Source organism: Corynebacterium sp. HMSC06C06 (genome assembly GCF_001807295.1).
GTDB classification, from domain to species: domain Bacteria; phylum Actinomycetota; class Actinomycetes; order Mycobacteriales; family Mycobacteriaceae; genus Corynebacterium; species Corynebacterium striatum.
In genome coordinates this window covers 1-21,278 of sequence record NZ_KV788502.1, presented here as the reverse complement: position 1 = coordinate 21,278, position 21,278 = coordinate 1, and the positions used below count along the sequence as shown (strand labels likewise).

The 21,278-nt window shown below is 59.1% G+C and carries 20 protein-coding genes, 1 tRNA gene and 1 pseudogene; 5 read left to right on the top strand and 17 right to left on the bottom strand.

Annotation, left to right across the window (positions count from 1 at the left end; all coding sequences use genetic code 11):
- Nucleotides 1–136 precede the first annotated feature (136 nt).
- The 6 genes from HMPREF3153_RS08485 to HMPREF3153_RS08460 all read right to left on the bottom strand — a co-directional run bounded on the left by HMPREF3153_RS08485 (nucleotide 137) and on the right by HMPREF3153_RS08460 (nucleotide 6,034).
- On the bottom strand, nucleotides 137–1,381 hold the full coding sequence (locus tag HMPREF3153_RS08485) for an alpha/beta fold hydrolase (RefSeq protein WP_070420573.1): 1,245 nt from the start codon (nucleotides 1,379–1,381) through the stop codon (nucleotides 137–139).
- A gap of 69 nt (nucleotides 1,382–1,450) precedes the next feature.
- Nucleotides 1,451–2,320 carry a pyruvate formate-lyase-activating protein gene (gene pflA / locus HMPREF3153_RS08480; RefSeq protein ID WP_005531070.1) on the bottom strand — a complete coding sequence of 290 codons (870 nt, stop codon included), beginning with the start codon at nucleotides 2,318–2,320 and terminating at the stop codon, nucleotides 1,451–1,453.
- Between the two features lie 3 nt (nucleotides 2,321–2,323).
- The gene (grcA2, locus tag HMPREF3153_RS13150) at nucleotides 2,324–2,620 is read right to left on the bottom strand and encodes an autonomous glycyl radical cofactor GrcA2 (protein WP_255313662.1); all 297 of its coding nucleotides are present in this window, start codon (nucleotides 2,618–2,620) and stop codon (nucleotides 2,324–2,326) included.
- Nucleotides 2,621–2,634: 14 nt separating this feature from the next.
- Nucleotides 2,635–4,725: a formate C-acetyltransferase gene (gene pflB / locus HMPREF3153_RS08470; RefSeq protein WP_046645807.1), complete on the bottom strand. Its 2,091-nt coding sequence runs from the start codon at nucleotides 4,723–4,725 to the stop codon at nucleotides 2,635–2,637.
- Between the two features lie 369 nt (nucleotides 4,726–5,094).
- On the bottom strand, nucleotides 5,095–5,685 hold the full coding sequence (locus HMPREF3153_RS08465) for a hypothetical protein (protein ID WP_049063353.1): 591 nt from the start codon (nucleotides 5,683–5,685) through the stop codon (nucleotides 5,095–5,097).
- 267 nt (nucleotides 5,686–5,952) lie between these two features.
- A tRNA-Leu gene (locus tag HMPREF3153_RS08460) sits at nucleotides 5,953–6,034 on the bottom strand.
- A gap of 194 nt (nucleotides 6,035–6,228) precedes the next feature.
- Between HMPREF3153_RS08460 and HMPREF3153_RS08455 the strand changes: the two genes are divergently transcribed.
- Nucleotides 6,229–6,678, top strand: a complete 450-nt coding sequence (locus tag HMPREF3153_RS08455) for a hypothetical protein (protein ID WP_046645809.1) — start codon at nucleotides 6,229–6,231, stop codon at nucleotides 6,676–6,678.
- A gap of 11 nt (nucleotides 6,679–6,689) precedes the next feature.
- Nucleotides 6,690–7,040: a DUF3817 domain-containing protein gene (locus tag HMPREF3153_RS08450; protein ID WP_005531076.1), complete on the top strand. Its 351-nt coding sequence runs from the start codon at nucleotides 6,690–6,692 to the stop codon at nucleotides 7,038–7,040.
- A gap of 147 nt (nucleotides 7,041–7,187) precedes the next feature.
- Here HMPREF3153_RS08450 and rdgB read toward each other — a convergent pair whose 3' ends face one another.
- The 8 genes and pseudogenes from rdgB to clpS form a co-directional block, all read right to left on the bottom strand.
- Nucleotides 7,188–7,799: an RdgB/HAM1 family non-canonical purine NTP pyrophosphatase gene (rdgB, locus tag HMPREF3153_RS08445; RefSeq protein WP_046645810.1), complete on the bottom strand. Its 612-nt coding sequence runs from the start codon at nucleotides 7,797–7,799 to the stop codon at nucleotides 7,188–7,190.
- Complete coding sequence (rph, locus tag HMPREF3153_RS08440) at nucleotides 7,793–8,521, bottom strand: ribonuclease PH (protein ID WP_046645851.1); 729 nt, start codon at nucleotides 8,519–8,521, stop codon at nucleotides 7,793–7,795. The genes rdgB and rph overlap by 7 nt, the downstream gene beginning before the upstream one ends.
- A 22-nt stretch (nucleotides 8,522–8,543) precedes the next feature.
- Nucleotides 8,544–9,311, bottom strand: a complete 768-nt coding sequence (locus HMPREF3153_RS08435; RefSeq protein WP_046645811.1) for an MBL fold metallo-hydrolase — start codon at nucleotides 9,309–9,311, stop codon at nucleotides 8,544–8,546.
- Nucleotides 9,312–9,452: 141 nt separating this feature from the next.
- Entirely contained in the window at nucleotides 9,453–10,229 is a 777-nt protein-coding gene (murI, locus tag HMPREF3153_RS08430) for a glutamate racemase (RefSeq protein WP_005531080.1), read from the bottom strand.
- On the bottom strand, nucleotides 10,229–10,921 hold the full coding sequence (locus tag HMPREF3153_RS08425) for a rhomboid family intramembrane serine protease (protein ID WP_049192587.1): 693 nt from the start codon (nucleotides 10,919–10,921) through the stop codon (nucleotides 10,229–10,231). Before HMPREF3153_RS08425 ends, murI begins: the two co-directional genes overlap by 1 nt.
- Before the next feature lie 13 nt (nucleotides 10,922–10,934).
- Nucleotides 10,935–11,868: pseudogene (locus HMPREF3153_RS08420) on the bottom strand (P1 family peptidase).
- Between the two features lie 57 nt (nucleotides 11,869–11,925).
- Nucleotides 11,926–12,462, bottom strand: a complete 537-nt coding sequence (locus HMPREF3153_RS08415; RefSeq protein WP_070420572.1) for a DUF2017 domain-containing protein — start codon at nucleotides 12,460–12,462, stop codon at nucleotides 11,926–11,928.
- A 17-nt stretch (nucleotides 12,463–12,479) separates the two neighbouring features.
- Nucleotides 12,480–12,830 carry an ATP-dependent Clp protease adapter ClpS gene (clpS, locus tag HMPREF3153_RS08410; protein WP_083280983.1) on the bottom strand — a complete coding sequence of 117 codons (351 nt, stop codon included), beginning with the start codon at nucleotides 12,828–12,830 and terminating at the stop codon, nucleotides 12,480–12,482.
- Nucleotides 12,831–12,988: 158 nt separating this feature from the next.
- On the opposite strand from clpS, the gene HMPREF3153_RS08405 reads away from it, so the two are divergent.
- The 3 genes from HMPREF3153_RS08405 to HMPREF3153_RS08395 all read left to right on the top strand — a co-directional run bounded on the left by HMPREF3153_RS08405 (nucleotide 12,989) and on the right by HMPREF3153_RS08395 (nucleotide 16,997).
- A complete protein-coding gene (locus tag HMPREF3153_RS08405; protein ID WP_246817179.1) occupies nucleotides 12,989–13,543 on the top strand; it encodes a CAP domain-containing protein in 555 nt (184 codons plus the stop codon).
- Between the two features lie 36 nt (nucleotides 13,544–13,579).
- Nucleotides 13,580–14,938 (top strand): nicotinate phosphoribosyltransferase, encoded by a 1,359-nt coding sequence (locus HMPREF3153_RS08400; protein WP_370876332.1) that lies wholly within the window; start codon nucleotides 13,580–13,582, stop codon nucleotides 14,936–14,938.
- A gap of 79 nt (nucleotides 14,939–15,017) precedes the next feature.
- Complete coding sequence (locus HMPREF3153_RS08395; RefSeq protein ID WP_070420571.1) at nucleotides 15,018–16,997, top strand: ATP-dependent DNA helicase; 1,980 nt, start codon at nucleotides 15,018–15,020, stop codon at nucleotides 16,995–16,997.
- On the opposite strand, the gene HMPREF3153_RS08390 is transcribed toward HMPREF3153_RS08395, so the two are convergent.
- The 3 genes from HMPREF3153_RS08390 to ctaD all read right to left on the bottom strand — a co-directional run bounded on the left by HMPREF3153_RS08390 (nucleotide 16,994) and on the right by ctaD (nucleotide 20,849).
- Nucleotides 16,994–17,734, bottom strand: coding sequence for an aminoacyl-tRNA hydrolase (locus tag HMPREF3153_RS08390; RefSeq protein WP_083280981.1), 741 nt, complete (start codon nucleotides 17,732–17,734; stop codon nucleotides 16,994–16,996). The genes HMPREF3153_RS08395 and HMPREF3153_RS08390 overlap by 4 nt on opposite strands.
- On the bottom strand, nucleotides 17,727–18,962 hold the full coding sequence (gene serB, locus HMPREF3153_RS08385; protein ID WP_070420570.1) for a phosphoserine phosphatase SerB: 1,236 nt from the start codon (nucleotides 18,960–18,962) through the stop codon (nucleotides 17,727–17,729). The genes HMPREF3153_RS08390 and serB overlap by 8 nt, the downstream gene beginning before the upstream one ends.
- Nucleotides 18,963–19,133: 171 nt before the next feature.
- Nucleotides 19,134–20,849 (bottom strand): aa3-type cytochrome oxidase subunit I, encoded by a 1,716-nt coding sequence (gene ctaD / locus HMPREF3153_RS08380; RefSeq protein ID WP_070420569.1) that lies wholly within the window; start codon nucleotides 20,847–20,849, stop codon nucleotides 19,134–19,136.
- Between the last annotated feature and the right edge of the window lie 429 nt (nucleotides 20,850–21,278).

The window sequence follows — 21,278 nt, the reverse complement described above, 5'->3', positions numbered from 1 at the left end:
TTCACGCCTCACCTTTCCACACCTTGAATAAGTGCGCGAGCGGGAAAGAAAAATCTTAATGAAACTGCTATCGAACAAGACAAGGGGCTAGGCAGCGAGGACCGGCCCCGGGGGCCGGCCGACGCAAACGGGCGTTCTAGTGGTCATCAACCAAGCGGAAGAGCTCACCCAGAATGCCCTCGCCGTCGTGGCCGATTCCGTTGTGTTGGAACTTGTTAGTCACCATTGGGCGCAGGTCACGGTAGGCGCTAGCGGTCTGCATCGACTCTTCGAAGGGCACGAAGATGTCATCCAGATAGACAGCTGCGGCGGCCTGCACTTCGGCGTTGCCCAATGCCGCGGCGTCGTAAGGCGCGGCGTCCCACTCAAGCTGCGCCAACGCTTCTGCCGAATCCTTGAAGGCAAGCAGCGCCGGATCCTCATCGAACTGCCACGGGAAGATGTGCTCGCCTGTCAGCCACGTGCCTGACTCAGCAAACTCCGGGAACTCCTCGCGCACGCGGTGCGCCGCCCAGCCCGTGACGTGCTGGCCGCCCACACTGCCATAGATGGATTCGTGGATGGCCGCATACAATGGCCCACCCTGGAAGCTCACGCGAGCACCGACCTCGTGGAGGAAATCGGAGCGCAAGCGCTTCTCCCCACCCACGGTGCGGAAAGGCTCCTCAAGCAGGTAGCCCAGGGAATCGAATCCGGAGCCACGGCCCAGCTCGATGCCGATGGTGCGGAAGCGAAGCGAGCTCAAGCGCTCCCCAGTAGGCAAAACCTCCTGCGAGTTGTCCAGGTGATCGATGATTTCCGCGATGCGCTGCTGCGCGAAAGGTACGTAGTCAAAGAAGCGCTGTTGGCGCATCTTGAGCTTGGTGAACGTGGAACGGTAAAGATCGTCTGCGCCCTTGTCCAAGGTCGGGAGGCCGCCGGTCAGGAAGGCCTTGTCCACAGACTCGGGGAACAAGGAGACGTAGCTCGTGATGCAAAATCCGCCAAAGGACTGGCCGAACAAAGACCACTTGTCGATGCCAAGGTACTCACGCAGCCGCTCCGCATCGCGCACGATGTTGTCCTGGCGCAGCAGTTTAAGGCGCTCGACGCTTAAGTCGGCGGCGTCGGAAAGCTCATCAATGCGATGGCTGCGGCCGGTGCCACGCTGGTCCATGAGGATCCAGCGGTAGCGCTCCAAGCCCTTGCCGATGACACCTGACGCCCCCAGTGGACGCGGGGCTGGGAAGCCTGGCCCGCCCTGGTTATAGAGAATGGCGGGCTTATCCGGGTCACCGATTTCACGAGCATAGAGCTCAAACGTGCCCTGTTGCGGGTCGTTGTAGTCCCACGGGACGGAAAGTGTGTGCTCTTTTACTGGGTATCCAAATCGACGAGTCATAGATAAAAGTTTAACGCCGCACCATAGTGGCGCAGCGCTAAAAGCTTTTCTTATTCAGGGAAGACTCGTTTAGTAAACGGTGAATCCCTTCGCGCGGAAGACGTCACGAATTGCTTCGATATCCTCCGGCTTTGGCGGCTTCGTGTCTTCCAGCGTGTACGGATAGCCCAGTTCATGCCACTTATCAGCACCCATATTGTGGAACGGAAGCACCTCGATACGCTCGACGTTGTTGCTCCAACGCCCCACGATCTCAGCGACGTTTCGCACGTTTTCAGGGGAATCCGTAAGTCCTGGAACCACTACGAAGCGGATCCACACCGGCTTACCCATCGCCGACAGCCGGTCACCGAAGTCGATAGTCGGCTGCAGCTCGCGGCGGGTGACCAACTTGTAGGTTTCCTCGTCACCAGATTTGACGTCGAGGAGGACGAGGTCGATGTTTTCCAGGTCTTCGTCCCGCAGACGGGAGCCCAAGAAACCGGAGGTATCGATGGTGGTGTGAATACCAGCATCGTGGACTTCCTTGAGCACACGTCGCGTGAAAGCAATCTGGAACAGCGGCTCGCCACCTGAGATGGTCAGTCCGCCACCGGAGGCTTTGAAGATGGGCTTGTAGCGCTTGATGCGCTTGACGACGTCCTCGATGCGCTCGAGGGTGCCCACCTTCATCTCCATGGTGTCAGGGTTGTGGCAGTACTGACAGCGCAGCGGGCATCCAGACATGAACATCGTCATGCGAGTACCGGGACCATCGACGGAGGTTACTAGCTCCCAGGAATGTACGAGGGCGATGTCGCCAGTGCGACGTGCCTCCATGAGCTCCGGGCGCTTGATCTCGTCGAGGGAGTTATCGGTACCTAGGCCGGCGGCCGCACCGCGCACCTTCTCGCCCGCTTGGGGGTCGAGGTGCACCACTCCAGTAATGCCATCAGCCATTGTTTATGAACCCTGGTGGAAGGTACGGGAGATGACGTCGAGCTGCTGCTCCTTGGTGAGCTTGACGAAGTTCACTGCGTAGCCGGAAACACGAACGGTCAGGTTCGGGTACTTCTCTGGGTGCTCGACAGCGTCCTCGAGGGTTGCCTTATCCAGAACATTGATGTTTGCGTGGTAGAGACCTGAGTTCATCTGGTGCTCGTCACGGTTTGCCTTCATGGCTGCAAGACGCTCGTCGAAGGTTGGGGTTGCCATGGTTTTCTCCTTGAAATTGGTTGAGGTTGGTTTGGGAAACTTGATTGACTGCGGGTGGCTTACTCGGACTCCATGATGAAGCCTGCATCCAGAACGCCCACCAGGTTGTCGATGCGCTCCTCCGGAGTGCGGCCGAGACCAGACGGGGTGATGGTGTTGGTCAGCGAGATGCCATCCAGCGCATCCTTGTAGTCCAGCTTGCCCACGGACAGCATGGAAGCGACCATGCCGTGGCTGTCGGCGCCGTTTTCTGGGTTAGCACCTGGTGCGAACGGGGTACCAGCCTTGTGGCCGGATGGGAAGGCACCGGTTGCCTTGCCGTAGACCACGTTGGAGGTAATGGTCAGAACGGACTGGGTTGGAATTGCGTTGCGGTACATCGGGATGGCCTTAATCTTTGCCATCACGGTGTGGACGATGGTGGCGGCGATGTCATCGGCGCGGTCATCGTCGTTGCCGTAGAACGGGAAGTCGCCTTCGGTCTTGTAGTCCACAATCAGGCCGGTCTCGTCACGCACTGGGTAAACCTTTGCGTACTTGATGGCGGACAGGGAGTCAGCAACGATGGACAGACCTGCGATGCCGCAGCCCATGGAGCGGACGATGTTGGAGTCGTGCAGAGCCATCTCGATTGCCTCGTAAGCGTACTTATCGTGGCAGAAGTGGATGATGTTCAGTGCCTCGACGTAGGTGCCGACTACCCAGTCCAGCATCTCTTCGTACTTCTTCCAGACTTCGTCGAAGTCCAGTGGGCCGTCGCCCTGGATTGCGTCGTAGCCTTCGACGACCTGCTTGCCGGTGACCTCGTCACGACCGCCGTTGATAGCGTAGAGCAGGGCCTTTGCAGCGTTAACGCGAGCGCCGAAGAACTGCATCTGCTTGCCAACTTCCATCGGGGAAACACAGCAAGCAATCGCTGCGTCATCGCCCCACTGCTCACGAATCTGCTTGTCAGACTCGTACTGGATGGAAGAAGTGGTGATCGAGATGTGAGCACAGAACTTCTTGTAGCCCTCTGGCAGTGCTGGGTCCCAGAAGATGGTGATGTTCGGCTCTGGTGATGGGCCAAGGTTGACCAGGGTCTGCAGCAGACGGAAGGAAGTCTTGGTGACCATGTGGCGGCCGTCGTTGCCGAAGCCAGCGTCGGACCAGGTTGCCCAGTATGGGTCACCGGAGAAGATCTGGTCGTAGTCCTCGGTGCGCAGGAAGCGAACGATGCGCAGCTTCAGGACGAGCTGGTCGATGATTTCCTGTGCATCCTCTTCAGTGATGAGGCCAGCGGCCAAGTCACGCTCGAAGTAGCAGTCGAAGAATGCGGACAGGCGGCCGATGGACATTGCGGCGCCGTCCTGGGATTTGATGGAAGCCAGGTAACCAAAGTAGGTCCACTGGACTGCCTCATGAGCGGTCTTTGCAGGGCCGGAGATGTCAAAGCCATAGGACTCTGCCATGATCTTGAGTTTCTTCAGGGCCTTGATCTGCTCTGCGTGCTCTTCACGGTAGCGTGCCCAGTGCTCGCTGAAGCCCAAGTCGCTGACCTCGTTCTTCTTGGCTTCCTTCTCGGCGATGAGGTAGTCAACGCCGTAGAGGGCGACACGACGGTAGTCACCGATGATGCGGCCGCGGCCGTATGCGTCAGGCAGACCGGTGATGATGTGTGATGATCGGGCAGCACGGATGCGCGGAGTGTAGATGTCGAAGACGGCATCGTTGTGGGTCTTGCGATAGCGAGTGAAGATCTTCTTGATCTCCGCCTCTGGCTCCTTGCCCGCTTCGCGGATGGCCTGCTCGACCATGCGCCAACCACCGTTCGGCATCATGGCACGCTTCAACGGGGTGTCGGTCTGCAGACCGACGATGACGTCATCGTCCTCTGAAATGTAGCCGGCTGGGAAAGCATCGATGTCAGTTGGGGTGTGGGTATCCACATCGAAAATGCGCTTTTGGCGCTCTACCGACAGGTAGTTCTTTTCGAGGGTGTCCCACGTGCGCTGAGTCTTTTCGGTTGGGCCCGCGAGGAAGGAAGCGTCTCCATCGTACGGAGTGTAGTTGCGCTGGATGAAGTCCCTGACGTTGATGCCTTCAGCCCATGGGCCAGGCTCGAATCCCTTCCAGGCTTCAAACTGCAGCGGTTGCGTTGCGGTGGTCACTGTTGTGACTCCCTTCTTGTTTGACACGTTTCATTCAAGTGAGTCGGGGCGCCTTGCCGCTGTTACCTGTCACTGTGTTCCACGCGTTTCCTGCCGGAAACTTTGGTCTCACCTTCTAAGCGACGAGCGCCTCTTGTCTCCAAGTTTAGAAGCCGTGACTGCACCCCTCCTACTTGAGAAAATGTGTAACAGGGCACATCCGTAACAAATCAGCCCCCTTGCAGGTCACCCATTTTAAAAAAGACGAATATACCGTTTATATCGGGGGTATTTTACCCCCGAACGTGAGTTTCCGCACGTTAAATTGATAGATTTTTTATCATCAAAACGAGCAAAGGGTCGCCGTAGCGACCCCATCATTTTCCACTCCTACTTGAAGCTAAACTCCAGCTCAGCATTATTATCTACTGACCTAATGATTCCCGTGTAGAAGTCTTTTGCCTGGTCCTGCAAGACACCCCGGTTGTCCGAAATGTTCTGTTTTTTCTCACCTTCGTCAAGAATTTTCGAAACCGTATCGGCAGCATCGAGCTCGGGGGTAATCCAGCTAAGAGCACCATTATCGTTGACGGCGGTCTTAAAATGCTCATCGGAGTGGCCAATGAAAATGAACCTCGGGATGGTCACTTTGTAGGCGTGCTCGCCGGTTTGCTCGACTTTTACGTCCTTGCCTTCGATTCCAAGTTTGGCCTTGTAAGAGTATTGCACGAACTGGGTACGGTCAGTCCACGGAATACCGACGCCGAGTACCTCTTTATTCGATGATTTTTCGGCCAAGCCCTCGATACCCAGGCTAAGCAGCACAACCTGTTCTTCCCGTTCCACAGACTTGATAACCTGTGTGTTCAACGCATCCCCCTGGGTGCCAATGATGCCCTTGTTCTGCAAAATTGCAACTCCGCCAAGCGCTACTACGGCGACCAAAAGAATGGCAATCAGGGCTGTCTTGAACTTTTTCATGGCGGTTTACTTCCTCACTGTCAATGAATTGGCGGCCGTCTTTCCCGTGGCGGGCAATCGCAGCACATACTTGGGATACGCGCCGAGATGCGCACGGGGAGGTCAGCAAAGTTTGTTGTCCATTGAGGTCATCGACGCCCCATCTCTTCCGATTCCCCATCGGACATAGTTGTGGTCTATTCGTTACTAAACGGACATAAAAAGCGCCAGATTCTGCCCTAATCCGGGCACAAACAAAGGCCCCCGCAGCAATGCGGAGGCCTGCTGTGCGCCCGGAGAGACTTGAACTCTCACGTCATAAGACACTAGAACCTAAATCTAGCGCGTCTGCCAATTCCGCCACGGGCGCATTCATTACATTGGAACCACCACTCCACTCAAGTGCGGGGAGGAGTACCGCAATGCAACTGCGACAGTAGTTTACACACTGATTTCAGTATCACTAAACCCAGGCACGCGCGGGGACGCACCCGTTCCTTCTCACAACCGTGCGCTGCCCCACAATCGTGCAGGCTAAAGCATAAATCCACTTTTCCCAAAACAATGGGTAGGCTATTACGGGTGAGCAATGACAGCATGCCGAAAAAGCAGAAGTTGAAGGTGCGATGGTGGCATATCGTCCTCATCGCTTTTTTCGTAGTGCTCTTTTTGTTCCTCGCCTACTGGCAGTGGACCCGCTTTCGCTCCGGGTCGGGCACATTCCAGAACTTGGGCTATGCCCTCCAATGGCCGCTCTTCGCAGTCTTTGTGGTCTACGCCTACAAGACAGCACTGAGCTACGAGAACGAGCGTATTGAGGCTGAAAATGAAGCCTCCGCCATGGGCATTACCGACTATAAACATGAAGCGGCAGCCGAGAAAGAAAAACGCGGTGAGGTCACGAAGATAGATGAGGACTTCCTTCCGCAGCGTCCGCAGATGGACGTGGAGACTTTCAATGCAATGAACCAACAGCGCCGCAAGCGCGGCGCCGCCTACGATGATCAGTTTTAGAAAGAGAATCCATGACTAACCAAGTTCACCCAGACCGCCAGGCCCGCATCCGCGGCCCGCTGAAGTTCTTCTCCATCGCGGCAACGGTCACCGGTATTTTCCTGCTCATCCTCGTAGCCCGCATGATCCTGCAGTACATCGTCGGCGTCGAGATTCCGCACTGGGCCACCTACATCGCGCAGGCCCACGGCCTCGCGTACATGGTCTACTTGGTCTCCATCTTGGTCCTCGGACCACGTGCACTGTGGCCGGCGGGCAAGCTCATCACTACCGCCCTCGCTGGTGTTGTTCCTTTCCTCTCCTTCTGGATGGAGCACAAGCGCCGCCTCGAGGTCACGGAACAGTTCCAGCTCAACCGCTAATACCAGCGCGGCTATGAGCACCGTTTCCGTGCTCAAGCATGACTGAGCGTTAAAGCACACAAAATTTAAAATAAGCAGGGAGGCTCCGGCTAGCGCCGGTGTCTCCCTGCTTTTTGTTTTGCGAAATTAGTGCTTGCAGCCTGCTTACTAGTTGATGGCTGCGAGCTGAGCGATGATGTCGGTGAGCTGCGCCAGCGCACGGCCGCGGTGAGAAACCGCGTTCTTTTCCTCGGGGCTCATCTCGGCGGATGAACGCTGCTCGCCTTCCGGCTGGAAGAGCGGGTCATAGCCAAAGCCGTTTTCGCCCTGCGGCGCGCGCAGGAGGGTCCCTGGCCAGCGCCCCTCGGCAACGTACTCCTTGCCGGCTGGCGTCACGAGCGCGCAAACCGAAACGAATGCAGCTGCCCTACGTTCGTCAGGAACGTCGGACATCTGCGCGAGCAACAGGTCATTGTTCGCCTGGTCATTGCCGTGCTGCCCGGACCAGCGTGCCGAGAGCACGCCCGGCATTCCATTGAGCTCTTCGACGGCGATACCCGAGTCATCCGCAATCGTGGCGATACCAGTATTGGCAACGCCAGCACGGGCCTTAATCAGTGCATTATCGGCAAACGTGCGTCCATCCTCCACCGGTTCGTCATACGCTGGCACAGCAGAAAGCGACAGCAGTTCGACGCCTTTGATTCCCGCGTCTGCGAGGATGCGTTCGAGCTCTCCGAGCTTCTTCTTGTTATTCGAGGCGACAAGGAGCTTTACCATCCCAGCGCTGCCTTCTGTGCCGCGATGAGCTCCTCGCAGCCCTTCTGCGCCACATCGAGCATGGAGTTCAGCTCGTCGCGGCCGAACAGGCCGTGCTCGCCGGTGCCCTGAATCTCCACGAAGTCACCGCCTTCCTGCATGACCACGTTGAGGTCAACTTCCGCGCGGGAGTCCTCCTCATATGGCAAGTCCAGGCAAATCTGACCGTCGATGATGCCCACGGAAACCGCAGCAATCGGGTCCAAGAGAGGCTCACCAGGGACGACGCCCTCGGACTTCAAGTACTCAATCGCATCCGCCAAGGCCACATAAGCACCGGTGATGGACGCGGTGCGGGTACCACCATCAGCCTGGAGCACATCGCAGTCGAGCTGAATGGTGTTTTCACCGAGCTCAGAAAGGTCCACGGCGGCACGCAGGGATCGACCCACCAAGCGGGAAATCTCGTGGGTGCGTCCCTTGACCTTGCCCTTCATGGACTCACGCGGCATGCGGTCGTGGGTGGCAGCCGGCAGCATGGAGTACTCAGCGGTCAGCCAGCCTTCACCGGAATCCTTCTTAAAGCGCGGCACACCGAACTCGACGGAGGCAGTGCACATCACGCGAGTGTTGCCGAACTCAACGAGCACGGAGCCCGCCGGGTTGGTGGTGAAGTTACGGGTAATGCGAACGCTACGCATCTGGTCGAGCGCGCGACCATCGGCACGAGAAAAATCAGTCATGCCCACCACCCTACCGGCTTAGCTAGAGCTCAAACTCCATGCCCGGCGCGCCCAGGATGATCTCCCCCTTGAATTCCGCTTGCGCAGCACGCAACGTTGCCGCGGTATCGCCCCAAGGCTGCAGGTGAACGAGCACCAGCTTTGCAGCGCCGGCCTCACGTGCCACGCGTCCCGCTTCCGCACCCGACATGTGCATGTTCGGGGCCTTGCCCTCAGAGGTCTCGCCCCAGGCGGCCTCGCAAAGAAAGACATCGGCGCCCCGTGCGGCGTCGACAAGCGCAGGCGTAAACGCCGTATCCCCAGAGTAAGCAATGGTCTTGCCCGTCTTGGCATGTTCCATGCGCAACGCATACGCCTCAACTGGGTGGATGACCCTAAAGGGCGTCATGTAGACGTCATCGAGCAGCTGACGCTCGCGGTCGATCCACGGGGAAAAAGCGAAGGTATCCGACATGTCGTCGACGCCATCGACCTCATCAGCGGACAAGCGCCCCAGATGGCGAGGCGCATGCTCCGGCCCAATGCAGAAGTTGCGTGAAGCCGCAGGCGCGGTGGGATGGAAGCGGCGCCAGACCATCAGGGACGGAAAGTCCAGGCAGTGATCAGCGTGGAGATGGCTAAAGGTGATGTGCGCATCGCAAGGATCCTGCACTTCTTGGAGGCGAGCAAGTGTGCCCGGGCCCATGTCCATCACGATGGATGGCGCGTCCGGGAAGGACACAACGTATCCGGAGGCAGCGTTTCCCGGGACGGGAACTGAGCCGGAACAGCCAAGAATCGTCAGCTTCATGGGTTCAATAGTTCCACGAAACCTTCTCGATTGCTGGATTTGGGGTGAAAATGACCTAAAGCGGTCTAAGCAGCCACAGGTCACATTTCTAGGGCAGGCACCTGCCTGCAGCACTAGATTCACACACGTGAGCCGTGCATTTTAGATCTGCGGGCCTAGAAAACGCGTGGCTAGGCGGGAGAAAGTCTCTGGGTCTCCGGTGGACTCAAACTTGCGCACCGCTTCTTGTCCCTCCGGCGCCAGCATGTCGGTCTCCGTCAAAGTTCGCATGACGTCCTTGGCCGTTTCCTCCGCAGAGGAGACCAAAGTGACGTTGTCCCCCATCGCCAACTGAATAACGCCGGTCAGCAACGGGTAGTGGGTACATCCCAGCACCAATGTATCCACGCCTACGGACTGCAGGGGCGCAAGGTAGCCCTCGGCGACACCTAGGATCTGACGCCCAGCGGTAATGCCGCGCTCAACGAAACCGACGAAGTCAGGGCAGGCGACGGCGTGGGCCTCCACGTGCGGGTTAACGGCAAAGAGGTCCTGATAAGCCCCGGAGTTCACGGTGCCTTCGGTACCGATGACGCCAATCTTTCCGTTACGGGTCGTGGCAATCGCACGGCGCACTGCTGGGCGGATGACCTCCACCACCGGGATGTCGTAGCGCTCGCGGGCATCGTGTAAGAAGGCCGCAGTAGCTGTGTTGCAGGCGATGACGATCATCTTGCAGCCGCGCTCCACCAGCTCGTCAGCGATCTTCGTGGAGAGCTCGCGCACCTCCGCGATGGGACGCGGGCCATACGGGGAATGCTCGGTGTCGCCGATGTAGATCACCGACTCGTTGGGCAGCTGCTCAATAATCGTGCGCGCCACGGTAAGTCCGCCCACGCCCGAGTCGAAAATTCCAATAGGCGAGGTTGCGTCCGGCATTAGCGCTTCGCCACCTTTACCGGGTCATCCGATGTGATAGTCATGCCGGCAATCACGCCACCAATTGCACCGAAAAGGTGGCCCTGCCAGGACACGCCTTCATAGACCGGCAGCACACCCCACACCAGGCCGGAGTAGGCAAAGCCGAGAACCACGCCCAGTGCCGTTTGCGAGAAGGAACGGTTAAACAGGCCGCGGATAATAAGGTAGGCCAGCCAGCCATAGACCAGCGAGGATGCGCCGATGTGGGAGGTACCCGGTCCACCCAGCAACCATGTGCCGATGCCGGCGACCAGTACGGTGATAATGGTGACTTCCCACCAGGCCTTGCGCCCGGACAAGCCGATGAGGAAGCAGAAGATTGCACCCGGCACAGAGTTACCGATGAGGTGCTCGAAGTTCGCGTGCAAGAGCGGGGCGGTAAAAATGCCCCAGATGCCGTTGAAGTCGAGGGGGCGAATGCCGTAGTTCGACAGCGCCCCGCCGAAGATGAGGAAGTTGATTATCTGGACGAGCCATTCCACTACGAGGAAGCCCACGGCGAGGCTGATGCCGGTGCGGATGCGGCCACCGCGCGTGTAGTTCTTCGAGTCGCCGCGATTTGTGCGCACGGGCGAAGAAGCGCCGTGGGGCTGGTTTGCCCCGAAGGCTGAATTAGGGAAGGAATATCCAGAGGTGCCACCTGAAGTCATAATGGCAACAACTCTAGTCCAGCAACGAAGAATAGGTCTGTAATCCCAGGCCAGGCTTAGCTTTCACGATTGCCGCAACGATTGCTTGTTCCACGGCTTCGGCCGCAGCCTGGCACAGCGCCGCCATGGTTGGGGTGTCGACGCCCCGCGTTGCGGTATCTGACGCCGTCGACAGTGCAAAGAGCGTATCCCCGTCCAGCGGCGAGTGCGCCGGGTGAATCGCGCGTGCGATTCCATCGTGCCCTGTCAGCGCCAAGCGCTTGGCCTGGGCCTTGGTCAGTGGGGCGTCGCAAAGCACAGCTCCGATGGTGGTGTTGAGCTTGGACTTCGCCGGATGACGCAGCGCCGCGAAACGCTCCAGGTTCACCGCCTGCTCATCTGGGGCGCCGAACAGACGGCCCGTGCGCGGGTCCACGACGCTACCGACCGGATTGGCCACCACCACGGCACCCACAACGAAGGTCCCCTGCGGGGTTTCCACTGGCAGCTCGGCCAAGCCAAAGCCGCCGCGCATCTTTCCGGCGGTTGCGCCCACTCCCGCGCCCACGGTTCCGGTTGACGCATCATGCTTGGCGACGGCGCGCTTTACCGCCTCCGCGCCATCTTCAGCGGTGGGGCGCTCGTCACCCAGTAGCAAATCAAAGATGACCGCGCCGGGCACGATGGGAACGCGCGGACCTGGCTTGCCCCCCGCCAAGGACCGGGAAACCAATTCCCTGGGATTCCAGCTCGCGCATAACGCCGTCGGCAGCAGCCAAGCCAAAGGCCGAGCCGCCCGCCAACGTGATGGCATGGACGCGCTCGACGGTGTTGTGTGGTTCCAGCAGATCCGTCTCGCGGGTACCTGGGCCGCCGCCGCGCACGTCGATGCTAGCGACCGCGCCTTGCGAGCCGCAGTACAGAACCGTCACGCCCGTGTTGTTGTGGCTGACGTGGCCAATCGACACTCCGGTGGGACCAAAGAGGCCGGATGTTGTGGCAGGCGATGGTGCGTCAGGCACTGTCTATCCCATCAACGCTTGGAGAAGGGAATCCTGGCAATAAGCCAGCCATTCCACCAATGTGTCGCGGTCATCCTGCATTGACTCCTCGGGGACGTCACCGGCGGCAACGAAAAGGCGCAGATCATTGAGACCAACCAGGAACGCATGCGCTTCCTCTTCGGAGATCGTGACCTCTACCCCACCGGTTGGGCCGAGCGCGGCGTTGATGACCTGTAGGTTCTGCAGCTTCGCACGAGCAATGTCATTCTCGTGCAAGGAACGCAGCAGCGAATTATCGCCGTCGTATTCTTCGTCCCCAGGTTTTTCAAAGTCTGGGAACAGGCGCGCCAGGGAAGGATCCTCTGGAGCCTCTGTGTGGCCGGTGGGCATGTCCAGCATTTGTGCCAGCTCATCCTTGGGCGCGGACTGTGCACGGGCGATGATTGCTTCCGAGACGGTGGCCGTGAGATCACCTAAAACCTCGCGCTCCATGGGCTCCAAGACGGTGGTGAACTTGGCCGCACGCATGAGCGACTTCTTCTTTTTCCAAGCCTGCATTAGCTGTAGTTACTCCCTTAGCCCGCCTGCTGCATCGTGGCCCAAAGGCCAGCGATCTGGAGCTTTTTGACGTCGGCTTCTACTTTGTCACGCTCGCCCGTGGACACCGCGGCTTTACCCTCGGTGTGGACTTGCATCATCAGCTCATTGGCGCGTTTTTTGTCATAGCCCAGAACCGTCTGAAAGACGTAGGAAACATAGCTCATCAGGTTGACTGGATCATCCCAAACGATGCACATCCAAGGCAGGTTTTCGCTGGATGCAACATCGACCTCAATGGCCTCATCCAGTTCAGGAGTAGCCATCGGTGACCCGAGGCGAACTCCACCGCCTGGCAGGGCAACTAATTGGGCAAAGTGCGGATTCATGCCCTCTACCCTAACCAATTTTCGCCCCCGACATTGAAAATTCGCGATAGACTGACGGGGATTCTCACTGTATTTCATGTTTCCCCGAGCTTCAGGAATACCCAACGATGAACCTCTCCTCGATTCCACCCGCATTCACGGCTATCCGGGAAGGCCGCATGCCTAGCTATGAAGAGATCGTGCGCCTTGCACAAGGCGTGATCACCATCGTGGCGCTTCTCGGCACAATCATCATGGCGGGCATCGGGTTAGGCACATCGAGCGCCCCTGGCGGTGGAGATCCGAGTGGCTCTTCTCAAGACTCGCCCGAAAACCATTACGAGGTGCCTTCTCCAGAGATTCAGCTACAACTCGATGCAATTGCGATCGATATCAACGAGGCCCTCAATCAATGGCGCATAGATGCAGGGAGCGCACCACTTGCCCCGTGGATTGACCGCCAATCTGCAGCACGCAAGAAGGCAGAGTACAACGCAGCAACCGGGACAGAGAGCTTCACCAGTGAAAATGTCTCGATGGTCCAACACCATCTACCTCTGAGCAAAGCCAGTGGTTACGCCTTCATCGAGGCGTGGCGCCAGTCGCCTGAACACGTCGCGGTTCTGCGCGATCCGCACGCTACTTTCGCTGCCGTGGGTACCGCCTACGCCAACGGCCAGGTGTACGTGGTCATTCAGCTGGAAAAAAAGATCTACCTCTTTTGGGAGCAATAGCTGCAAGGCAATCACCCGCTAGGTACCATTTGCGATGTGACTAACATCTCCGAAACTATCCCTAGCCATCCTTCCACTACCGATCGCTCCACTGCGCTGCTGACTGATAAATACGAGCTAACCATGCTCCAAGCAGCGCTCAAGGACGGTTCTGCGCATCGTCAAGTGGCCTGCGAGGTCTTCGCACGCCGCCTCCCCAACGAGCGCCGTTATGGCGTGGTGGCTGGAACCGAGCGCGTGCTACGCGCAGTGCGTGACTTCCAATTCACCGCAAAGCAGCTGGCCCAGATGGATTTCTTGGATGAGCAGACTAAGGAATACCTGCGCAATTACCGTTTCTCTGGGCAGATTGATGGCTACCGTGAGGGCGAGATCTATTTCCCTAACTCCCCGCTTCTGACGGTGCGCGGTACTTTTGGCGAGTGCCTCATCCTGGAGACGGTCATCCTCTCCATCATGAACTCCGACTCCGCCGTGGCCTCCGCCGCATCCCGCATGGTGGTCGCTGCCGATGGCCGCCCGATCATTGAGATGGGCTCGCGCCGCACCCAAGAGTACGCTGCAGTAACCGCAGCTCGCGCCGCTTACCTCGCGGGCTTCCAGGCCACGTCGAACCTCGAGGCTGGCTACCGCTACGACATCCCAGTCTCCGGCACTGCCGCACACGCGTGGACCCTCGCACACGTCAACGAAGACGGCACCCCTAATGAGGAAGCAGCTTTCCGCACCCAGATTGAGACCCTCGGCGTAGAGACCACGCTTTTGGTCGATACCTACGACATCACCAAGGGCGTCGAGACCGCAGTAAAGGTGGCCGGCCCTGAGCTCGGCGGCGTGCGCATCGACTCCGGCGACCTCGGCCCTGTGACTCGCCGTGTGCGCAAGCAGCTCGACGAGCTAGGCAACCACAACACCAAGATCGTGGTCTCCTCCGACCTCGACGAGTTCGCCATCGCCGGACTACGAGGCGACCCAGTTGACGTGTACGGTGTCGGCACCTCCGTGGTCACCGGCTCCGGTGCCCCTACCGCGGGCATGGTCTACAAGGTCGTTGAGGTTGAGGGCCACCCGGTGGCGAAGCGTTCCTCCTCCAAGAAGTCCCAAGGCGGCGCCAAGCGCGCAATCCGTACCTACCGCTCCACGGGTGTTGCCGTGGAGGAGCTCGTGCTTCCATTCGGCGCCCCAGACCCAGAGACGGGCACTCTTAGCGCGCGCGAGATCACCGTTCCGCTGATGCGCGACGGCGAGATCGTCAAGAACCTGCCCACCCTGCAGGAATCCCGCGAGTACCGGGCCAAGGCAATCACCACCTTGCCGTGGGAAGGCCTCGCGCTGACCCGTGACGAGCCGGCAGTGCCAACCCGCATGGTGGGTTTTAAGCCCACCTCGCGTTAGTTGGTCACGAAAGTTACCTGGAAGAGCCTGGGCTTGCGGGCTTCCTGAAAGATTCTGCGGCTGCGCTAGACTCGACCGAGTGAGTGACGAGCCTTTAAACCAAAGCACTGAGACGCTTCTCGACGCCGCCGTTGAATCCCTCGGCGGCGCGCGCCGCGAGGGGCAGCTGAAAATGGCTAACGCCGTTACCAAGGCCCTGGAATCCGAGCGTCACTTAGCCGTCCAGGCCGGCACCGGTACTGGTAAGTCCCTTGCTTACTTGGTGCCCGCTATTCGTCACGCCCAAAACACCGGGCACACCGTCATCGTCTCGACAGCGACACTGGCACTGCAGCGTCAGCTGGTCGAGCGCGATTTGCCGCGGCTTGTCGACGCTCTCGAGCCCGTCATGGAGTCCAAGCCCACCTTCGCAATCATGAAAGGACGCTCCAACTACCTGTGCCTCAACAAAGTGGCACGCGCCGACGAGCTCGCTGAGGAACAAGGCGAACTGCTCGAAGAGCACGAAGTCTCACGTCTAGGCCGCCACATCAAGCGGCTCTACGACTGGGCTGATGAGACCGAGACTGGCGACCGCGACGATCTGGACCAAGGTGTTCCGGATTTAGCGTGGCGCCAGGTATCGGTAACTTCCGCAGAGTGTCTCGGTGCCACGCGTTGCCCTCACGGAGAGGAGTGCTTCGCCGAACTGGCTCGCCGCAAGGCCGCGGACGTCAACGTCGTGGTGACCAACCACGCGCTTCTGGCAATCGACGCCGTCTCTGACGTCAACGTGCTACCCGAGCACGAGGTAGTAATCGTGGACGAGGCCCACGAGCTCGATGGCCGAATCACCTCGGTGTCCACCGCAGAGATCACCTCCCGCGCCATCAAGATGGCTGCCAACCGTGCCAAGAGCCTAGGCGCGAACGGCAAAGACCAGCGCTTGGCGGAACTCGCCGATGAATTCACCATCCTCCTCAGCGAATTCGGGCCTGGCCGCTGGACAGACATGCCGGACAACGCCAAGTCTCAGCTCACTGCCTTAGGCGACACCCTGCGCGAATGCCGCGAGGCAATTGCCCGGACTCCCGAAGGCGAGCAGGCCAATGATCCGGAGAAGTTTGCTGAGCGCCAGAACTTGACCAACCACCTCGCCACCATGGCCGAGGCCGTAGCCCGCATCCTTGACGTCTTTGCCACCGGGGACCCCTCGGCCCACGAAGACGTGGTTTGGCTCGAGCGCGACGAACGCAGCTTCACCGACACCCTTGCCGTGGCACCGCTTTCCATCGCCGGCATGTTGCACGAGAAGCTCTTCGGCGAACAGACCGTGGTGCTTACCTCCGCGACCTTGGCGCTCGGCGGGCGCTTCGATGCTATGGCCGCGCAGTGGGGCATGCCGAAGGGAACCTGGGACTCACTCGACGTGGGCTATCCTTTCGATCCTGCTAAGAAGGGCATTCTCTACGTAGCCAAGCATCTGCCACAGCCCGGCCGCGATGGCCTTGCACCGGAGACCATCGAGGAGATGCGCGAGCTCATCACGGCCGCCGGCGGGCGCACGCTAGGGTTGTTCTCCTCGCGTCGTGCTGCCGAGCAGGCTGCGCAAGAGCTCAAACCAAAGCTGCCTTTCGACGTCTTCGTCCAAGGCGAGGACTCAATCGGCGCGCTGGTGGAGCGCTTCTCTAAGAACGAGAATTCTTGCCTCTTTGGCACCCTCACCTTGTGGCAGGGCGTCGACGTGCCCGGCCCCGCCTGCTCTTTGGTCCTCATCGACCGAATCCCGTTCCCCCGCCCGGACAATCCCCTCATGCAGGCGCGCACCGAAGCCGCCCAGGCCGCTGGGCGCAACGGCTTCATGGAGGTCTCCGCAACCCATGCGGCACTCCTCATGGCACAGGGGGCTGGGCGATTGCTGCGTTCAGTTACTGATCGTGGCGTCGTCGCAGTCCTCGATAACCGCCTCGAAACCAAACGCTACGGTGGGTTCCTCAAGGCATCGATGCCGCAGTTCTGGCAGACCACCGACTCCACGGTGGTCCAGGGGGCATTGCAGCGCCTCGTTACGGACCGCTAGCTCAGCGGCGCGCGCAACGCGCAGACCGTAGCTGAGTCGGGCGCAACTTCGGTAAATCCGGCGTCACGCACCACGACTGCGCCAGGCGCTGCGCACGCACGGAGGAAGCCCTCAGAGTCGATCTCGCGCACAGACAGCACGAAGTCGCGTGCTGCCCATCGCTTAACTTCCTCGAAGCTCATCTTCGCGGCCAACAACATGGAGCCGTGGCCCACTTGGGCCGCGGCTTTTCCTGCGCTCATCTCAAGGCTCGAATCGACGTAGATTACCGGAGCGTCGTCAAGCGAGGCTCCTGGCTCATCCTTTTCCAGATCGGTGTGCCCGATCTGGAGCTTGCGCACGAGCGGATCTACCTCGGAGACCGCCGATGGTACGAAGGCGCGGGCGATATTATCTACGGTGACACCGGGGACCGTTTGAACGTCCGTCCATGCCTTGTTACGCGCGCGACGCGCTACCTTGCGGATACGATGGCCGTACCACTGCGCCAGTGCTGCGGCAAAGGCTGAGTCCTGGCCGGCGCGGTCGTCTAAGCACAGCTCCACGACGGCACGCGCGGCGGACTCTAGGACCACCGAGCGTGCAGGCGTATCCTGCTTCGGCAGGTTCAGCGCCAGCTGCATGGCCTGAATGGTCTCAGGACGATCGGGATCCTCAGGGTCTTCTCGCCAGCTCCGATCATCACAAGCTCGCACCAGCCGCTCGTGGGCTACCCACAATAACTCGGGGTCACTCACTGACGACCTCCTCAGCTGGGATTCCGAGAATCTGCAGGATTTCATCCATGTATGGATGGTTGACTGACGCATCCGCGACCTCGCGCAGCGCTGGCTTTGCGTTGAAGGCAATTCCCAAGCCAGCGGCACCAATCATGTCGATATCGTTAGCGCCATCGCCCACCGCAACGGTCTGACTCATGCGCAAACCTGAGTCTGCAGCGAACTCGCGCAAGAACTCCTCTTTGGCCTTGCGGTCAACGACCTTGCCTATGACGCGGCCGGTGAGCTTGCCGTCGACGATCTCGAGCGTGTTGGCACGGACGTAATCCAACTGCAGGTCCGCTGCCAAGTCTTCAAGCACTTGGATGAAGCCGCCAGAGACGACCGCCGTGCGGTATCCCATGCGGTTGAGAGTGCGCACTGTGGTGCGAGCACCCGGCGTAAGCTGAATTTGCGCGGCCACCTCGTCGATGACGCTAGCGTCCAACCCAGCCAAAGTGGCAACACGTTCACGAAGAGATTCTTCAAAGTCGAGCTCGCCGCGCATGGCACGCTCGGTTACGGCAGCGACCTCTGCTTCCTTACCCGCGTGTGCGGCAAGCATCTCGATGACCTCGCCGGTGATAAGGGTGGAGTCGCAGTCAAAGCAAACGAGACGCTTAGCGCGGCGCTGAAGGCCGGCACGCTCAATTGCGATGTCGACGCCGAGTTCCTTCGATAGCTGCGCCAGCGCGGAACGCACGGGGTCCCCAGAGCCCTGCAGACTGATAAAGAGCTCGAAGCCCATCAGCGGATAGGTAGACAAGCCGCGGATGCGATCAATGTTGGCGTCGAAGTTTGCTAGCTCCTGTGCGACTGCCGACATCGTGCGCGCTGTGACGCTTTCCCCCAGGATGACAACCGAGTGGGTCGAACGCGCGCGGGAAGTCGTTTCATCCGCTTTGATATCGAGACTGATGACTTGGTTATAGATGCTCAGGGTATTGCGCAGTCCCTGCTCTAGTTGCTCTAGACGCGCGCTATCGAGGCGCACGTAAGCTGCGAGCGAAATGCGGCCAGAGAAGATCGCTTGTTCGACGTCGACCAGTTCGATGTTGTGCGACGACAGCACTCGAAAGAATGCCGCAGACACGCCCGGCTTATCTGGTCCCGAGGTCGTAATGACGGCAAAGGTATCCAGGTTGGTGGCCGGTTCAGGAGCCTGTGCGTGCGTGACATTGTTTTCAGTTTGGTTTTCCACGTGCACAGTATCGCACGTCAAGATATATTTTCGGAAAGAATTGGGGCTATTCAGCCTGTTCTGTTACTCAACTAAGCCCACTTGTTCGGGAGAGATCACAAAACCGCCTCCCCAGTGCACCGCGTGGTGCTTTTGGGGAGGCGGTTTGCCAGGAGTTAGGTGTCTCAGCCTATAGCTTTAGTGAGCACCGGAATCCTTTGGAGTGTGGCCGACGTGTGCTTCCTCGCGCATGCGCTTAACCATGTGTGGGTAGTGCAGCTCGAATGCCGGACGCTCGGAACGGATGCGCGGCAGGGAAACGAAGTTGTGGCGTGGCGGCGGGCAGGAGGTAGCCCACTCGAGGGAGTTGCCGTAGCCCCATGGGTCGTCGACGGTGACGATTTCGCCGTAGCGCCAGGACTTGAAGACGTTCCAAACCAGCGGGATAACGGAAGCGCCGAGAACGAAGGAGAAGATCGTGGAGATCTGGTTGTAAACGGTGAAGCCGTCGGACTCAAGGTAATCAGCGTAACGACGTGGCATACCCATGTTGCCCACCCAGTGCTGGACCAGGAAGGTGCCGTGGAAGCCGATGAAGGTCAACCAGAAGTGAATCTTGCCAAGACGCTCGTCGAGCATACGGCCGGTCATCTTCGGGAACCAGAAGTAGAGGCCTGCGAAAGCGGAGAACACAACCGTACCGAACAGGGTGTAGTGGAAGTGAGCAATCAGGAAGTAGGACTCTGCCAAGTGGAAGTCAAGTGCCGGGGAAGCGAGCATAACGCCGGTCATGCCGCCGAAGAGGAAGGTGGACAGGAAACCCATTGCCCAAATCATCGGGGTATCCCAGGTGATGTGGCCCTTCCACATGGTGCCAACCCAGTTGAAGAACTTAACGCCGGTAGGAACGGCGATGAGGAAGGTCATAAAGGAGAAGAACGGAAGCAGGATGGCGCCGGTCACGAACATGTGGTGTGCCCAAACAGCCATGGACAGGGAGCCGATAGCCAGAACCGCGAAGACCAAGCCGATGTAGCCAAAGACTGGCTTACGGGAGAATACCGGAATGACCTCAGAAATAACGCCGAAGAATGGCAGTGCCAGGACGTAAACCTCAGGGTGGCCGAAGAACCAGAAGAGGTGTTGCCACAGGATCGCGCCGCCGTTAGCGGAGTCGTAAATGTGGCCGCCAAGCTTACGGTCGTAGAGGACACCAAGTGCAGCTGCGGTCAGCAGCGGGAAGATCATCAGAACGATGACGGAAGCGGTGAAGATACACCAGGTGAATACCGGCAGACGGAACATGGTCATACCTGGCGCACGCAGGGTGAGGATGGTGGTGATCATGTTGACTGCGGAAGCAATGGTACCGACACCAGTTGCACCGACGCCGACGATCCACATGTCAGCACCGATACCCGGGGTGTGGACAGAGTCAGCCAGCGGGACGTACATGGTCCAACCGAAGTCAGCAGCACCACCTGGGGTAGCGAAACCGAGCAGCATGACGATACCGCCGGTCAGGGTGATCCAGAAGCCGAATGCGTTCAAACGCGGGAAGGCCACGTCAGGTGCACCAATCTGGAGCGGCAGGATGTAGTTACCGAAGCCCCAGACAACCGGGGTAGCAAACAGCAGCAGCATCACGGTGCCGTGCATGGTAAACAGCTGGTTGAACTGCTCGTTGGACAGGAACTGCAGACCCGGGCTGAAGAGCTCAGCACGAATCAGCAGGGCCATGAAGCCACCGAGGAAGAAGAAGCTGAAGGACATGATCAAGTACATGATGCCCAGCTGCTTGTGGTCGGTGGTGGTGAGCATTACCCAAGCCTTAGAGCCGGTCTTGGCATTGCCAGTCGGCTCTGGACGAGTTGGCGCGACGTAATCGTCGAGCCTTGGCGCCACAGCGGTCATTTAATTCCTCCTGAAGAACAAGTGTTATGCACGCCAGCTCCTGCTAAATGGACCTGTCGGCACAACACCTAGGTTTACTCGACTTATATTAGGGGACTCACCTGTGAAATTTCCAGCTTTCCCCAATGCCCATCAAAGCTAGTTAACCCCGTTTTTAGGCACCCCGACTAAAGAACCCCCAGCACGCGGGCTGCGTTTCTGCAATAAGCTCAAAAACTCACCTCAAAGCACGTGATCCTCGCCACAAGTTTTATTCGGACCTTTGAGCCAGAAGGGAAAAACACACCCCCTAAGGTAATCATCCTTAAGATTGATTCGCGGGCGGCGCCGCGAGTCCCTCCCGCTCCCCCAATTCACCTGTTACAGGTGCGCCCAATGGGATTTCCGCATAAAAGAGGCTCTTCCGGTTTTAGAGTGCATTGATTTTGT